This window comes from Alsobacter sp. P4_H11, assembly GCF_056400925.1.
Genome location: NZ_JBFUKI010000004.1, coordinates 95,479 through 109,376, shown reverse-complemented (window position 1 = coordinate 109,376; position 13,898 = coordinate 95,479). Strand labels below are relative to the sequence as shown.

16 protein-coding genes are annotated in these 13,898 nt (G+C 67.6%); 4 read left to right on the top strand and 12 right to left on the bottom strand.

Annotated elements, in window-relative coordinates; genetic code table 11:
• Positions 1 to 22: 22 nt before the first annotated feature.
• Entirely contained in the window at positions 23 to 742 is a 720-nt protein-coding gene (locus AC1DSZ_RS08300) for a response regulator (RefSeq protein WP_476837909.1), read from the bottom strand.
• Entirely contained in the window at positions 739 to 1,239 is a 501-nt protein-coding gene (locus AC1DSZ_RS08295) for a MarR family winged helix-turn-helix transcriptional regulator (protein ID WP_244643983.1), read from the bottom strand. Before AC1DSZ_RS08295 ends, AC1DSZ_RS08300 begins: the two co-directional genes overlap by 4 nt.
• A gap of 185 nt (positions 1,240 to 1,424) precedes the next feature.
• Between AC1DSZ_RS08295 and AC1DSZ_RS08290 the strand changes: the two genes are divergently transcribed.
• Positions 1,425 to 2,312, top strand: a complete 888-nt coding sequence (locus tag AC1DSZ_RS08290) for a branched-chain amino acid aminotransferase (protein WP_476837908.1) — start codon at positions 1,425 to 1,427, stop codon at positions 2,310 to 2,312.
• A 111-nt stretch (positions 2,313 to 2,423) separates the two neighbouring features.
• Complete coding sequence (locus AC1DSZ_RS08285; protein ID WP_476837907.1) at positions 2,424 to 4,199, top strand: hypothetical protein; 1,776 nt, start codon at positions 2,424 to 2,426, stop codon at positions 4,197 to 4,199.
• 4 nt (positions 4,200 to 4,203) lie between these two features.
• Here the strand turns inward: AC1DSZ_RS08285 and AC1DSZ_RS08280 are convergent, their stop codons facing one another.
• The 5 genes from AC1DSZ_RS08280 to AC1DSZ_RS08260 form a co-directional block, all read right to left on the bottom strand.
• Positions 4,204 to 4,704, bottom strand: coding sequence for a MaoC family dehydratase (locus AC1DSZ_RS08280; RefSeq protein WP_476837906.1), 501 nt, complete (start codon positions 4,702 to 4,704; stop codon positions 4,204 to 4,206).
• Positions 4,701 to 5,156 carry a MaoC family dehydratase gene (locus tag AC1DSZ_RS08275; protein WP_476837905.1) on the bottom strand — a complete coding sequence of 152 codons (456 nt, stop codon included), beginning with the start codon at positions 5,154 to 5,156 and terminating at the stop codon, positions 4,701 to 4,703. Before AC1DSZ_RS08275 ends, AC1DSZ_RS08280 begins: the two co-directional genes overlap by 4 nt.
• A 263-nt stretch (positions 5,157 to 5,419) precedes the next feature.
• Positions 5,420 to 6,517, bottom strand: a complete 1,098-nt coding sequence (ychF, locus tag AC1DSZ_RS08270; RefSeq protein ID WP_476837904.1) for a redox-regulated ATPase YchF — start codon at positions 6,515 to 6,517, stop codon at positions 5,420 to 5,422.
• Between the two features lie 76 nt (positions 6,518 to 6,593).
• Entirely contained in the window at positions 6,594 to 7,202 is a 609-nt protein-coding gene (gene pth, locus AC1DSZ_RS08265; RefSeq protein ID WP_476837903.1) for an aminoacyl-tRNA hydrolase, read from the bottom strand.
• 86 nt (positions 7,203 to 7,288) lie between these two features.
• A complete protein-coding gene (locus AC1DSZ_RS08260; protein ID WP_476837902.1) occupies positions 7,289 to 7,945 on the bottom strand; it encodes a 50S ribosomal protein L25/general stress protein Ctc in 657 nt (218 codons plus the stop codon).
• A 201-nt stretch (positions 7,946 to 8,146) separates the two neighbouring features.
• Between AC1DSZ_RS08260 and AC1DSZ_RS08255 the strand changes: the two genes are divergently transcribed.
• Positions 8,147 to 8,356, top strand: a complete 210-nt coding sequence (locus AC1DSZ_RS08255; protein ID WP_476837901.1) for an AbrB/MazE/SpoVT family DNA-binding domain-containing protein — start codon at positions 8,147 to 8,149, stop codon at positions 8,354 to 8,356.
• The gene (locus tag AC1DSZ_RS08250) at positions 8,353 to 8,742 is read left to right on the top strand and encodes a PIN domain-containing protein (protein WP_476837900.1); all 390 of its coding nucleotides are present in this window, start codon (positions 8,353 to 8,355) and stop codon (positions 8,740 to 8,742) included. Before AC1DSZ_RS08255 ends, AC1DSZ_RS08250 begins: the two co-directional genes overlap by 4 nt.
• 5 nt (positions 8,743 to 8,747) lie before the next feature.
• Here AC1DSZ_RS08250 and AC1DSZ_RS08245 read toward each other — a convergent pair whose 3' ends face one another.
• The 5 genes from AC1DSZ_RS08245 to AC1DSZ_RS08225 all read right to left on the bottom strand — a co-directional run bounded on the left by AC1DSZ_RS08245 (position 8,748) and on the right by AC1DSZ_RS08225 (position 13,877).
• Positions 8,748 to 9,692, bottom strand: coding sequence for a ribose-phosphate pyrophosphokinase (locus AC1DSZ_RS08245; RefSeq protein WP_188519248.1), 945 nt, complete (start codon positions 9,690 to 9,692; stop codon positions 8,748 to 8,750).
• 160 nt (positions 9,693 to 9,852) lie between these two features.
• Positions 9,853 to 10,392 (bottom strand): hypothetical protein, encoded by a 540-nt coding sequence (locus AC1DSZ_RS08240; protein WP_476837899.1) that lies wholly within the window; start codon positions 10,390 to 10,392, stop codon positions 9,853 to 9,855.
• Positions 10,393 to 10,439: 47 nt separating this feature from the next.
• Positions 10,440 to 11,588 (bottom strand): M24 family metallopeptidase, encoded by a 1,149-nt coding sequence (locus AC1DSZ_RS08235; protein WP_476837898.1) that lies wholly within the window; start codon positions 11,586 to 11,588, stop codon positions 10,440 to 10,442.
• A gap of 113 nt (positions 11,589 to 11,701) precedes the next feature.
• Positions 11,702 to 12,577 (bottom strand): cytochrome c1, encoded by an 876-nt coding sequence (locus AC1DSZ_RS08230; RefSeq protein ID WP_476837897.1) that lies wholly within the window; start codon positions 12,575 to 12,577, stop codon positions 11,702 to 11,704.
• Between the two features lie 22 nt (positions 12,578 to 12,599).
• Positions 12,600 to 13,877, bottom strand: a complete 1,278-nt coding sequence (locus tag AC1DSZ_RS08225; protein WP_188519251.1) for a cytochrome b — start codon at positions 13,875 to 13,877, stop codon at positions 12,600 to 12,602.
• Positions 13,878 to 13,898: the final 21 nt, after the last annotated feature.

Here is a 13,898-nt window from a genome sequence, read left to right as displayed (position 1 = left end):
ATTTCACCAGTGGGCGCTCGGGTCAGTCCAAGAAGAGGCGATAACCCATGCCGCGCACCGTCTGCAGCAAGAGCGGGTTGGCCGGGTCAGCCTCGATCTTACGCCTCAGGCGGTTGATCTGCACGTCAACCGTGCGCTCGTTGGAGACCTCGCCGGATCCCGCGAGATCCTCGCGCGGCACCGTCTCGCCGGGGCGCGAGGCGAGCACTGTCAGCATCTCGCGTTCGCGATCCGTGATGCGGACGATCTCGTCCTCCTGCCGCAGTTCGCCCCGGTCCAGCCGGAACGTGAACGGCCCGAACCGCACCACCTCGGGCGTCGTGGGGGCGGCCGGAGGAGCCGTCGCAGGCGCCTGGCGGCGGATGATGTTCTTGAGACGCAGCAGCAACTCGCGCGGCTCGAAGGGCTTGGGCAGATAATCGTCCGCGCCGATCTCGAGCCCTTTCACACGGTCCTTCGCGTCGGCCCGCGCGGTCAGCATCAGGATCGGCGTGGTCGAGCTCTCGCGGATCCAGCGGGCGAGGTCGAAGCCGTTCTCGCCCGGCATCATGATGTCGAGCACATAGACGTCGAACAGGAAATTCGCGATGCGGGCGCGCGCCTCGACGGCGTCTTGTGCGGTGGTCACCCGGTAGCCGTTCTCGGACAGGAACCGGCCCAGCAGGTCGCGCAGGCGCCGGTCGTCGTCCACCACCAGAACATGCGGCGCGTCGTCGGCCGGAGGCGCGGCCCCGCGGCTCATGCGCCGTCCTCGTCATCGTGGTGCGACAGGCGCGCCACCGTGGGCCGCTCGGCCGGCTCGATCATGGCGGCGAGGAAGCGCTTGGCGGCCGCCTCGGCGTCCAGGCCCGTTTCCTCCAGCGCCCGGGCGATGCGCTGGGTCTGCAACCGTGCGAGATCCACGGCCAGAGCTTTGCCCCGCGGCGTCGGGTACAGCAGGCGCTGGCGGCGATCTGTGAGGCCGGCGCGCTGCTCCACATAGCCCTTCTCCAGCAGCTCCTTCAGCACGCGGTTGAGGCTCTGCTTCGTGATGCGCAGAATGTCCAGCAGCGCCGCGATGGTGAGGCCGGGATTGCGGTCGACGAAATGCAGCACGCGATGGTGCGCCCGACCGAAACCGTACTGCTCGAGGATCCGGTCGGGATCGCCCACGAAGTCGCGGTAGGCGAAAAAGAACAGCTCGATGAGGTCGTAGAGCGGCCGATCCGGCGTATGATCCGCCACGGGCTTGCTGCGCATTTCGAGGGCTGTCTGCATCGGTGACGTGCAACCTGAATGGGGATATGTCAGTGATGTTGACATATCCCAGCTTGATTGTTACTCGTCAAGGCCTCGCGGCGAAAGGAAAGAACCGCAAGCAGGGCGAAAGCGCATCAATGCTTCGCTGTCGCCGTGCCGAGCCGCGATATCCAAGGAGAAAGATCATGTCCGTGATTCCGTTCGATCAGCGTGAAGGTTTCATCTGGTTCGATGGCCAGATGATTCCCTGGGCGGACGCGAAGTTGCACGTACTCTCGCATGGCCTGCACTACGCGTCCTCGGTGTTCGAGGGCGAGCGGGCCTATGGCGGCCAGATCTTCAAGTCCACCGAGCATTCCGAGCGGTTCCATCGGTCGGCCGAGATCCTCGATTTTACGATTCCGTACTCGGTCGCCGAGCTGGACGCCGCCAAGGCGCAGGTGGTGGCCAAGAACGGCTTCCAGAGCTGCTATGTCCGCCCGGTGGCGTGGCGCGGCAGCGAGATGATGGCGGTTGCGGCCCAGAACTCCACCATCCACGTGGCGATCGCCGTGTGGGACTGGCCGTCCATGTTCGACGTCGAGCAGAAGATGAAGGGCATCCGGCTCGACATCGCCGAGTATCGCCGCCCCGACCCCAAGACCGCGCCGTGCCACTCCAAGGCGGCGGGCCTCTACATGATCTGCACGATCTCCAAGCACCAGGCCGAGAAGAAGGGCTACGCCGACGCCCTAATGCTGGACTGGCAGGGCCGCGTGGCCGAGTGCACCGGCGCCAACGTGTTCTTCGCCAAGGGCGGCGCGCTGCACACCCCGATCGCCGATTGCTTCCTGGACGGCATCACACGTCGCACCGTGATCGACCTCGCCAAGCGGCGGGGCATCGAGGTGATCGAGCGCCGCATCATGCCCGAGGAGCTGGCCGGCTTCGAGGAATGCTTCATCTGCGGCACCGGCGCGGAAGTCACGCCCGTGTCCGAGGTCGGCCCCTACCGCTTCACGCCTGCCGCGATCTCGCGCGCCATGCTGGACGACTACTCGGCCGAAGTGCAGCCGAAGTCCAAGGCGGCCTGAGCTATCCAGCTCACATCGATCGAAGGGCCGTCGCGGCGTAACCGCGGTGGCCCTTTCGCGTTATCGGACCGCGGCGTCGCTGGAGGCCGCAATGGCTGCCGGAGATAACGCGTGCTGGTGTACGGGGACGTGGTTCGACGGGTCGCCCCCGCGGCCGAGTGGGCCGAGCTCGGGCGCGCCTGGGCGCAGGCCCGCGCGGCCGGGCCCGGGCTGGCCCGCCACTCCGCACTCGTTCAGGCCTTTATCGCGGCGGCCGAACTCGCGCAGGGCGTCGCAGACGCCGAGGCGCAGGCGAGCGGGCTCGACCAGCCCGGCGCGGCTGCGACGACCATCATGAGCCATCTGCGCCATATGGCCGACGAGGTGCTCCGTTCATGGGAGACCGGTTTCGCGGGCGAGCCCGGGCCTGACCTACCGTGGCCGCCCCTCTCCGCCGGCGCGCTCCCATCTGAGGTGACGTGCAAGCGTGGCGAGGGCTATGCCTATTACGCGCTGTACCCGGAAGCCTTCGGGGTCGCCGCCCGCTCGCTGGCAGACCGCGAGGGCCTGCGCGTGATCGGGCTGCGAAGCATCGGCACGGGGCTCGCCGCCATGGTGGCGGCCGGCGCGGGCGCCGGGACGCCGCTGACTCTTCGGCCGCAGGGCCACCCCTTCGAACGGGCCGTCGAGCCGGGGCCGGACGCAGCCGCGAACCTGCTGGCAGATCCAACAGCGCCCTTCGCGATCGTCGACGAAGGCCCGGGCCTCTCCGGCAGCTCCTTCGCGGGAGCGGCGCAGTGGCTGGAGGACCGGGGAGTCGAACCGAGCCGCATCTGCCTGTTTCCAAGCCATACGAACGAACCCGGCGCAGCGGCGCCCGCCGAGCGCCGGGATTGGTGGCGCGCAGCCCGCAAACAGTGCGTGACCTTCGACGACCTCGTGCGAGCGTCCTCCCGCCCGGAGCATCGACTCGAAGGCTGGATCGAGACAGTTGTGGGCGCGCCCGAGGAGCCGATTGAGGACCTCTCGGGCGGTCGCTGGCGCGACGATCTGGAGCCTGCCGCCTGGCCCGCCGTGAACGCCTGGCAGGAGCGGCTGAAATATCGCGTACGCGCCCGCGGCCAGTTCTGGCTCGCCAAGTTCAGTGGCGTCGACGCGCTCGGCGCTGCGGCGCTCCCCCGCGCGAGGGCGCTTGCCGAAATGGGTTTTTGCCCGGAGCCCGCCGGCTGGGCGCACGGGTTCCTGGTGGAGCGCTGGCGCGACGACGCCCGCATGCTGCAGCCCGCCGAGGCGGGCAGCGGAGCGTTTGGCCGGCGGCTGGCGTCCTATCTGGGTTTCCGGGCGCGCAGGTTTCCGGCGCCGATCGCGGGCGCGTCGCTGGAACAGCTCGCCCACATGCTGGAGGTCAACGCCATAGAGGCGCTTGGCCCAGAAGCCAACAGCGCCGTGGAGTCATACCGTCATGGCGCCGCAGCGCTACAGCGCCTCGTGCGGCCCGTGGTGACGGATAACCGGCTGCACGCCCATGAGTGGATCGTGACCCGCGACGGCGTCGTGCTGAAAACGGACGCGGTAGACCATGCCATTGCGCATGATCTCGTCGGTTGCCAGGACATCGCCTGGGACGTCGCCGGCGCGAGCGTGGAGTTTGCGCTCAGCCCAGACGGCGTGGATCGGCTCCGAGCGGGGGTGGCGGCCGCGGCCGAGCGTGACGTTTCGCCCGACCTCGTCCGCTTCCTCACGCCCTGCTACGCCGCGTTTCAGCTTGGCTGGTGGAGCATGGCGGCCAGCGCCCATGCGGGCTGGCCGGAAGAGCAGGAGCGCCTGCAGGCGGCCGCCGCCCGCTACCGAGAGGCGCTGTCTGCCCTGCTCTTCAACAGCGGCGGGCGGACGATGGGTCGATCCTGAAGCTTCAGCGTTCAGGCCGCCGCTCCCAGAACGCGATGCCGACGAATTCCATCACGCGCTCGCCATTCTGGTTGGTTCCGCCGTTCAGGTGCTGCACGAGCCCCCATCCGGGCCGAGACGCCGTTGGGCGCGCTTCCAGCAGCGTCGAGTCGTACGCGATGGTGTCCCCCGCATAGACCGGCTTCAGCCACTTCAACTCGCGAAAGCCGGGTGACGGCCCAAAGCCCGGAATCGGCAACCCGGCCGCCTGCAACGCGTCGTTGATCCGCTTCTGCGCCGCAATGCGCAGGCGCATCCAGATGCCCACCGTCTGCCAGCCCGAAGCGCAAAGCCCGCCGAAATGGCTGGCCTTGGCGGCTTCCTCGTCCATGTGGAAGGGCTGCGGATCATAGGCCGCCGCGAAGGTCTTGATCTCCTCGGCCGTGAAAATGTGCGACCCAAGCGCCTCGCGCTGGCCGATCACGAGGTCTTCCAGCCAAACGGGCTGCACGGTTACGGCGCTCATGCGGCCTCCGGGCGGCTCACGCCGAAGATGATGCTGTTGGTCTGTTCAAGCACCACGTCGCCTGCCTGGTTGAGCACCTCGAACCGGAACCGCACATAGCCGCGATCGCCACGGCTGGAGGGTCGCTTGTCCAGCACGGTCTGCCGCACGCTGAGCACGTCGCCCGGCCGCACCGGCCGCTTCCACTTCACCTCGTCGATGCCGCCCGCCCCCATGCCGGTCGAGTCGGCCAACACGTTGTCGTAGAGCATGCGCATCAGCATGGAGCAGCTGTGCCAACCCGAGGAACCGAGCCCGCCCAGCAGCGTGCCGGCGGCAGCCGCCTCGTCGAGATGCATGGGCTGGGGATCATATTGGCTCGCGAAGGCGATGATCTCCTCGCGGGTCACCGGATAGGACCCGTAGGTGGTCACGGCTCCGGGCTCGAAGCTTTCGAAGGAAAGGCGGGGCATCGGTCCTCCGTGGCGGGCTCTTGGGGCCGCTGGCATGGCGGAGAAAATGCCGGAGCCCGGCTAACGGCACAAGCCGCATTGGCGCAAGGGAGCCGCGCAACTTGCTCCCGCGCAGCGGGGGAGATGTCGGCGAGGCCGACAGAGGGGGGCCCGCAATTCTGGCCACGCGCAGAAGTTAGCGGCGCTCGACCGCCCCCTCCCTGCCCTCCCCCGCTTCGCGGGAGAGGGTTCCGCGCCAAACATCGGCGCGGCTGTCGAAACGCTCAGTTCGCGAACCGGAAATGCAGCACGTCGCCGTCCGCGACCACGTATTCCTTGCCTTCCAGCCGGAACTTGCCGGCGTCGCGGGCGCCAGCCTCGCCCTTGTTGGCGACGTAGTCCGGATACGCGATCGTCTCCGCCCGGATGAAGCCCTTCTCGAAATCCGTATGGATCACGCCCGCCGCCGCCGGGGCCTTGGTGCCCTTGGTGATCGTCCAGGCGCGCGCTTCCTTTGGGCCGACCGTGAAGTAGGTCAGCAGATGCAGGAGGTCGTAGCCGGCGCGGATCACGCGGTTGAGGCCGGGCTCGTCGAGGCCCACGGCCTCGAGATATTCCTTCATGTCCTCGGGGGCGAGCACCGCGATCTCGCTCTCGATCTTTGCCGAGACCACGACGGCCACGGCCCCCTCTTCCTTGGCGCGTGCGAAGACCTTCTCCGAAAAGGCGTTGCCGTCATGGGCGGCGGCTTCCTCGACATTGCACACGTAGAGCACCGGCTTGGCGGTGAGCAGGTTCAGCATGCCGAAGGCGCGCTCTTCCTCGGCGCGACGCTCCACGAGGCGGGCCGGCTTACCGTCCTGCAGCAGCTTCAGGCAGCGCTGCACGATGTCGAGCTGCTCCTTGCTCTCCTTGTCGCCGCCCCGCGCCTTCTTCTCCAGCGCGACGACGCGCTTTTCCAGGCTCTCGAGATCGGCCAGCATCAGCTCGGTCTCGATGGTTTCGATGTCGGCGAGCGGGTCGACCTTGCCCTCCACGTGGGTGATGTCGCCGTCCTCAAAGCAGCGCACCACATGCGCGATGGCGTCGACCTCACGGATGTTGGCCAGGAACTGGTTGCCCAGCCCCTCGCCCTTCGATGCGCCGCGCACGATGCCGGCGATGTCCACGAAAGTGATGCGCGTCGGGATGATCTGGGCCGAGCCCGCGATGGCCGCCAGCGTGTCGAGCCGCGGGTCCGGCACCGCCACGTCGCCTACATTCGGCTCGATGGTGCAGAACGGGTAGTTCGCCGCCTGCGCGGCCGCCGTTTGCGTCAGCGCGTTGAAGAGGGTCGACTTGCCGACGTTCGGCAGGCCGACGATGCCGCATTTGAAGCCCATGGTGGTCCGGTCCGTTCGGGGTCGCGTGTGTGTTCCGCGTTGTGGGTGGGAAGCGCTGGAAAAGCAAGCCGCGGGCTCAATCCCGGTCCTTGATCCCCTTCACGTCGCCCCAGCCGCGGCCTTCCATGGCGAGGTGGATCTTGTTCTGGAAGGCCGGGTCCTCGCCCTTGGCCAGCAGCTCGGCGTGGTCCGCGCAGGCGTCGCAGAGGTCCTGCACCCAGTCGCGCTCGCTCTTGGCGAAGTCGCTCAGCACATAGGCGTGCACCAGCGCCTTGTCGCCCGGGTGGCCAATGCCCATGCGGATACGGCGATAGTCATTGCCGCACAGCGCCGTGATGGAGCGCAGGCCGTTGTGGCCGGCGTTGCCGCCGCCGAGCTTGGCGCGCAGCCGGGATGGCGCGAGGTCGAGCTCGTCGTGGAACACAACCACGTCCTTCAGCGCGATCTTGAAGAAGCGCATAGCCTCCCCGACCGAGCGGCCGCTCTCGTTCATGAAGGTTTCGGGTTTCAACAGCACCACGCGCTCGCCCCCGATCGTGGCCTCGGTGGCCTCTCCCTGGAAGCGCCGGCGCCACGGCGCGGCCTTGTGGCGGCGCGCGATCGCGTCCAAGGCCATGAAGCCGATATTGTGCCGGTTGCCCGCGTAGCGCGAGCCCGGATTGCCGAGGCCGACGAAGAGCAGCATGGATCACCCGCGCGGGACGCGCCCGCCTAACGAAAACGGCCGGGCGCAAGGCCCGGCCGCAGAACGGAACGGCCGGAGCCGCCCGCTTACTTCTTGGCTGCGGGCTTGCCGGCGGCGGCGGCCGAGGCTGCCGCGGCGGCAGCGGCGGCGTCGTCGGCGTCAGCCTCCTTGAGGCCGGACGGAGCCACGATGGTGGCGACCGTGAAGTCGCGATCGTTGATCACCGGACGGCAGTTATCCGGCAGCTTGATCGCCGAAATGTGCAGGCTGTCGCCGATTTCCAGACCCTTGAGGTCGGCTTCGAGCGAGGCCGGGATGTTGTCGGCCGGAACGAACAGCTCGACCGTATGGCGGACGACGTTCATGGTGCCGCCACGCTTCAGGCCGGGCGACCCTTCGGCGTTCGTGAAGTGCACCGGCACGTCGACGCGGATCTGCTGGCCTTGGCGCAGGCGCAGGAAGTCGACATGCATGACGCGGTCGGTGACCGGGTCGAGCTGGTAGTCGCGCGGCAGCACGCGGCTCTTCTCGCCATCGACATCGATGTCGAACTGCGTGGTCAGGAAGTGACCGGCGAAGATAAGCTGGCTGGCGATCTTCTGGTCGAGCGAAATGGAGACGGGCGCATCGCCGCCACCGTAGATCACGGCGGGAATCTGGCCCTGACGACGAACGGCGCGCGCGGCCCCCTTGCCGCCCTGAACGCGCTTGGCAGCCGTCAGCTGCTTCACGGAAGTGGACATTGGATCGATCCTTCATGACGAAGGGCCGCATTGCGGCGGCCCAAGCTTTCGCGTCCGTGCCTCCAGGGGTGTCTGGCGGACGCGTGCGCGCTATAGCGGAAAAGCCCGCGAGCGGCAAGGCTGGGCGGGGCCTACGTCTAGGCAACTGGCCCGAAAACACGTATTCTTACCAGCCCATCATCGATCTCGAAATGGTAAGACATGGCCACGGCGACGCTGAGCGCGAAATACCAGATCTCGATTCCCAAGCGCGTCCGCGACGCCCAAGGCTGGCGCGAAGGCCAGGAATTCGTCTTCATCCCCAAAGGTAAGGGGGTGCTTATCATACCGGCGCCAAGCCTCGGCGACTTGCGCGGGGTGGCGCGTGGCGCCGACGTGGCCGGCTACCGGGACCGGTCGGATCGTACGTGATGGTGATCGACACCTCGGCCTGGATCGACTGGCTCGTGGATGGTCCGGCGCGTCCCGCACTGGAAAAGCATTGGCCGGCTCGCGACGCCGTGTTGGTGCCAACCCTGGTGCAACTCGAACTCGCGAAATGGCTCACGCGCGAGCGCGGCGAGGACATGGCCGACCAGGTGATCGCCTACACGATGACCTGCGACGTGGTTCCGCTCGAAACAGCCGTTGCGCTACAGGCCGCCGAACTTTGCGGCGTTCATAAGCTGGCGACGGCCGACGCCATCGTGTACGCGACGGCTCTGCAGCGCGGCGCCCGGCTGCTGACCTGCGACGCACATTTCGAGGGTTTGCAGGACGTGATCCTCGTCCGCAAAGAAGGAGGCGGCCGGGCCTGAAGACGTCAGTCGAACAAGCTCGACACGCTCTCCTCGAGCGCGGTGCGCTGGATGGCCTCGCCGAGCAGGCTTGCGACCGAGATGACCCGGATGTTGCGCGCCACCTTCACGGCCTCGGTCGGCTGGATCGAGTCGGTCAGAACGAGCTGCTTCAGCTTTGAGGCCGCGATGCGCGCCACGGCGCCGCCCGACAGCACGCCGTGCGTGATGTAGGCGTAGACTTCCTTGGCGCCATGGGCCAGCAGCGCGTCGGCGGCGTTGCAGAGCGTGCCGCCAGAATCGACGATGTCGTCCACCAGGATGCAGCTCCGGCCGGTGACGTCGCCGATGATGTTCATAACCTCGCTCTCGCCAGCCCGCTCGCGGCGCTTGTCGACGATCGCCAGCGGCGCGTCGATGCGCTTGGCCAGCGCGCGGGCGCGCACCACGCCGCCGACGTCGGGCGACACCACCATGACGTTGCTGAGGTCGAGCCGCTCCTTCACGTCACGCACCATCACAGGCGCGGAGAAGAGGTTGTCGGTCGGGATGTCGAAGAAACCCTGGATCTGGCCGGCGTGCAGGTCGATCGTCAGCACGCGGTCGACGCCCGCCTGCGTGATCAGGTTGGCGACCAGCTTGGCCGAGATCGGCGTGCGCGGCCCCGCCTTGCGGTCCTGCCGGGCGTATCCGAAATAGGGCAGCACGGCTGTGATGCGCCGGGCCGACGCGCGGCGCAGCGCATCCGAGATGATCAGGAGCTCCATCAGATGGTCGTTCGCCGGAAACGACGTCGATTGGATCACGTAGACGTCCTGGCCGCGGACGTTCTCCTGGATCTCGACGAAGACCTCCATGTCGGCGAAACGCCGGACCTGCGCCTTGGCGAGCGGCACCTCCAGATAGGCGCCGATGGCTTCGGCGAGGGCGCGGTTTGAATTGCCCGCCACGAGCTTGATGGCAGTCTTCATCCGGCAGGCTCCGTTCTGGTCCGCTGATGCGCTGGCGCGCTACCGGACTCCACCGAGACCCGGCCTTATTGGCGGGCTCTTAGCAGTCCGTTGCGTTGCAAACAATATGACGCCGGCGCGACGGACGCCGAAAGGCGTGGACGGAGCCAAAAGAGGCCGCTTATTCACCCGCCGCGAAACCAAGCGCCTTGGCGGGCTCCAGCGACGCCGTCGCGGGCCCGGTCCCCGGCGCCTGGCCGGCCAGGAACGCCGCAACCTGGTTCATGCTTTGCGAAGCCGCCTTGGCGATCTGCGTCTCGCCGATGCGCGACCAGGGATCGTCGCCCTGCCCCTTCGCGACCGTCGTGGTGGTGACCCGTTGCTGGCGCTTGTTGGAAGCGTCGAACACGTCCCACACGACCGCCAGCGTAGTGTCGCCAGTTTCGGTCGGGTAGGCGGTTAGGTAGCCCTTGAGCCGGTAGCGCGGCTGCGCCTGGCTGTCGACGAGCTCGATGCGGCGGGCGGTGGCCTGGGTGCTGACTTCGGCTGATACGCGGGTCTTCACCGCCTCCGGCGCGCCTTCCAGCGTGTCGAGGGCGACGGGCACGCCCGGCGCCTCGTAGCGAGCCATGGCGCCGTCCGTCGCCTGGCAGCCGGCCAGCGAGCAAGCCAGAGCGGCCGCAGCCGCCCATCCGAGGAACCCCGATAGCCTCGTGCTCATGACCCCTCCCGGCCGGCTTCGCGCGGCTCGTTAGGAATCGTTTAACCCTATCGCAGCTGAAGGTCCAGATCTCCGCCATTGAGGGCCTCCGCCCCGCCCTCGCCCACCAGGTAGGTGCGGCCGAGGCACATGGCGGTCTCGGTCTCCGAATCCATCAGGATCATGTGGGCGAACAGCACCATGCCGGGTTCGATCGCCCAGTCGTTGTGGGCGTAGAACATCGGCCAATCCATCCAGGATGGCGTGAACTTCGCCCCGAGCGAATAGCCGCAGGCGTTAAGCCGGTGAGACGCCAGGCCGTGCGCGTCGAACACGTCGCAATGCGCCTGGAACACGTCGCCGGCCGTTGCGCCCGGCTTCATCGCCGCCTCGCAGGCCAGCAACGCCTCGCGCGCGGCCGCATGGTAGGACAGGTGCAGCGGCCTTGGTTCGCCCACCACCACGGTGCGCATCGCCGCCACGTGGTAGTGGCGAAAGGCGCCCGCGAACTCGAGCGTGATCTGGTCCCGCGCGTCCAGCCTGCGCCGGCCGGACTTGTAGCGGCACAGCAGCGCATCGCGCCCCGAGCCGATGATAAACTCGTTGCCGGGGTAATCGCCCCCGCCCGCGAAAACGGCGGCGTGCTGAGCCGCCAGGATCTCACCCTCGTCCGCGCCAGCCGAAATGGCGTCCAGCGCCGCGCGGTCCGCAGCGTCGCACAGGGCGGCGGCGCTGCGCACATAGGCGATCTCGGCCGGCGACTTCACGGCGCGCAGGCGGGGCATCACGTCCGAGATGTCGGATAGTTCGGCCGTTCCGGCGAGCGCGGCTTCCAGCTTGCGGCCGTTGGCGTGCGTCAGCCCGTAGCTGTCGAACTCGACGCCGAGCCGCCGACCCGCGCCAATGTCGCGCAGCAGCGCGCGCGTATCCGCTGTCGGGTCCGCCTCGCGCCCGTCGCGCCAGACGCGGATGTCCGTCAGCGTCGACGTATGCTGCGCCTGCCGCAAATCGGCCGAGCGCGTCAGCAGCGCCATGCGGCCGTCGGCGCCCACATACAGGCACTGGTAGAAACAGAACCCGAACGTGTCGTAGCCGGTGAGCCAGAACATGCTTTCCTGGGCGAACAGCAGCGCGCCATCCAGCTTGCGCTCGGCCAGCACGGCCAGGAAACGGCGCTTGCGCGCCTCGAACTCGTCAGCTGTGAAATGAAGCGCCATGGCGTCCTGCTCGTGCGGGGAGGCGGCATGCTGCAGCGGCGCGGCCGTCGACGCAACGCCACAACGAAAAAGGGCTCCGCGAACGGAGCCCTTTCGAAAACGTCCTGGCCGCGTCAGTGCGTGACGGCGTGGCCTTCGACCTTGGACCAGATCTTCTTCTTGGTGAAGTAGAGCAGGCCGGCGAACACCAGCAGGAAGGAGAGGATGCGGAAGCCGATCTGCTTGCGCGCCTCGAGGTGCGGCTCGGCCGACCACATCATGAAGGCCGAAACGTCCTTGGCGTACTGCGCCACCGTCTCGGGCGCCTGCGGCTTGCCGTCCGGACCCTTCGGGTACTCCACCTGGCCGTCGCTGAGCGGCTTCGGCATCGAGATGATGTGGCCCGGGAAGTAGGTGTTGTAGTACTTGCCGGCCGGAACCTCGACGCCGTGCGCCGGCTCCTCGTAGCCCAGCATCAGGGCCGTGATGTAGTCGACGCCCTGCTCCTGGAACTGCGTGAACATGTCGAACACGAACCAGGGGAAGCCGCGCTCATAGGTGCGCGCCTTGGCGAGAACCGAGAAGTCCGGCGGATAGGCCCCGCCATTCGCGGCCTCGGCCGCCTGCCGGTTGGCGAAGGGCGGCGGGAAGCGGTCGGCCGGCCGGGCCGGACGCTGGAACATTTCGCCCGAGTCGTTCGGGCCGTCCGTGACCTTGTACTCCGCCGCGAGGGCCTTCACCTGCGCCTCGGAGAAGTGCGGGCCGCCTTCCTCGGCGAGGTTGCGGAACGCCAGCAGGCGGACCGAGTGGCAGTTCGAGCAGACCTCGCGATACACCTTAAAGCCGCGCTGCAGCTGAGTGGCGTCGAAATGGCCGAACGGGCCCGAGAAGGTCCAGCTCTGGCGCGGCGGAACCACCGTACCTTCGGCCGCCAGGGCGGCGCCCGAAGCGCCGACCCCGAGAAGGGCCAGCGCGCCGGCGGCGAAGCGGAGCATCGTATTCGTCTTCATCATCATGATCCCCGAAACCCGCTCAGCCTTTGGTGTTCGGCGACTGGGCCGCCCCGGCCGCCATCGCGGAGGCCGAACCGCCCTTGCCGAGCACCGCCTCGGCGATGGACCCGGGGAGACGGCGCGGCGTCTCGAACAGGCCCAGCAGCGGGAGGACGATGAGGAAGTGCGCGAAGTAGTAGAAGGTGAGGATGCGCGACGCGATCACGTAGCCGCCTTCCGGAGGCTTGGCGCCGAGCCAGCCAAGGCCGACGGCAGCCACCGCGAACAGCCAGAAGAACTGGCGGTAGAGCGGACGGTAGTTCGCCGACTTCACCCGCGAGGTGTCGAGCCAGGGCAGGAAGGCCAGCACGGCGATCGAGCCGAACATCGCCAGCACGCCCATCAGCTTGTCCGGGATCGCGCGCAGGATCGCGTAGAACGGCAGGAAGTACCACTCCGGCACGATGTGCGCCGGCGTCACGGCCGGGTTCGCCTCGATGTAGTTGTCGGCGTGGCCGAGGAAGTTCGGGGTGTAGGCCACGAACCAGATGTAAACCATCAGGAAGCAGACCAGCGCCAGCGCGTCCTTGACGGTGAAGTAGGGGTGGAAGGGCAGCGTGTCCTTCTCGGTCTTCTTCTCGATGCCGGTCGGGTTGTTGGAACCCGGCACGTGCAGCGCCCAGATGTGCAGGACGACGACGCCCGCGATCATGAACGGCAGGAGGTAGTGCAGCGAGAAGAAGCGGTTCAGGGTCGGGTTGTCGACCGAGTAGCCGCCCCACAGGAACGTCACGATCGTCTCGCCCACCACCGGGAAGGCCGAGAACAGGTTGGTGATGACGGTCGCGCCCCAGAAGGACATCTGGCCCCAGGGCAGCACGTAGCCCATGAAGGCCGTCGCCATCATCAGGAGGAAGATGATCACGCCGAGGATCCACAGGATCTCGCGCGGGGCCTTGTAGGACCCGTAGTAGAGGCCGCGGAAGATGTGGACGTAGACCGCCACGAAGAACATCGACGCGCCGTTGGCGTGCAGGTAGCGCAGCAGCCAGCCGTAGTTCACGTCGCGCATGATGTGCTCGACGCTGTCGAACGCCATCTTGGCGTTGGGGGTGTAGTGCATCGCCAGCACGACGCCGGTGACGATCTGCGCCACCAGCATGAAGGCCAGCATGCCGCCGAAGGTCCAGAAGTAGTTCAGGTTCCGCGGGTTCGGGAACACGATGAACGACGAATGGAGAAGGCCCATCACGGGGAGGCGGCTCTCGAACCACTTCCCAAACGCGCTCTTCGGAACATAGGTGGAAGGTGCACTCATGGCATGATCCTGAAACGGCGC

What these genes read in the sequence shown, in the direction of transcription:
- AC1DSZ_RS08260 (WP_476837902.1), bottom strand. Translation starts at nt 7,945, where the DNA reads ATGTCCACTTCCGTGAAGCAGCTGACGGCTGCCAAGCGCGTTCAGGGC.
- AC1DSZ_RS08240 (WP_476837899.1), bottom strand. Translation starts at nt 10,392, where the DNA reads ATGAGCACGAGGCTATCGGGGTTCCTCGGATGGGCGGCTGCGGCCGCT.
- AC1DSZ_RS08295 (WP_244643983.1), bottom strand. Translation starts at nt 1,239, where the DNA reads ATGCGCAGCAAGCCCGTGGCGGATCATACGCCGGATCGGCCGCTCTAC.
- AC1DSZ_RS08245 (WP_188519248.1), bottom strand. Translation starts at nt 9,692, where the DNA reads ATGAAGACTGCCATCAAGCTCGTGGCGGGCAATTCAAACCGCGCCCTC.
- AC1DSZ_RS08225 (WP_188519251.1), bottom strand. Translation starts at nt 13,877, where the DNA reads ATGAGTGCACCTTCCACCTATGTTCCGAAGAGCGCGTTTGGGAAGTGG.
- AC1DSZ_RS08290 (WP_476837908.1), top strand. Translation starts at nt 1,425, where the DNA reads ATGTCCGTGATTCCGTTCGATCAGCGTGAAGGTTTCATCTGGTTCGAT.
- AC1DSZ_RS08230 (WP_476837897.1), bottom strand. Translation starts at nt 12,577, where the DNA reads ATGAAGACGAATACGATGCTCCGCTTCGCCGCCGGCGCGCTGGCCCTT.
- pth (WP_476837903.1), bottom strand. Translation starts at nt 7,202, where the DNA reads ATGCTGCTCTTCGTCGGCCTCGGCAATCCGGGCTCGCGCTACGCGGGC.
- ychF (WP_476837904.1), bottom strand. Translation starts at nt 6,517, where the DNA reads ATGGGCTTCAAATGCGGCATCGTCGGCCTGCCGAACGTCGGCAAGTCG.
- AC1DSZ_RS08280 (WP_476837906.1), bottom strand. Translation starts at nt 4,704, where the DNA reads ATGAGCGCCGTAACCGTGCAGCCCGTTTGGCTGGAAGACCTCGTGATC.
- AC1DSZ_RS08275 (WP_476837905.1), bottom strand. Translation starts at nt 5,156, where the DNA reads ATGCCCCGCCTTTCCTTCGAAAGCTTCGAGCCCGGAGCCGTGACCACC.
- AC1DSZ_RS08235 (WP_476837898.1), bottom strand. Translation starts at nt 11,588, where the DNA reads ATGGCGCTTCATTTCACAGCTGACGAGTTCGAGGCGCGCAAGCGCCGT.
- AC1DSZ_RS08255 (WP_476837901.1), top strand. Translation starts at nt 8,147, where the DNA reads ATGGCCACGGCGACGCTGAGCGCGAAATACCAGATCTCGATTCCCAAG.
- AC1DSZ_RS08300 (WP_476837909.1), bottom strand. Translation starts at nt 742, where the DNA reads ATGAGCCGCGGGGCCGCGCCTCCGGCCGACGACGCGCCGCATGTTCTG.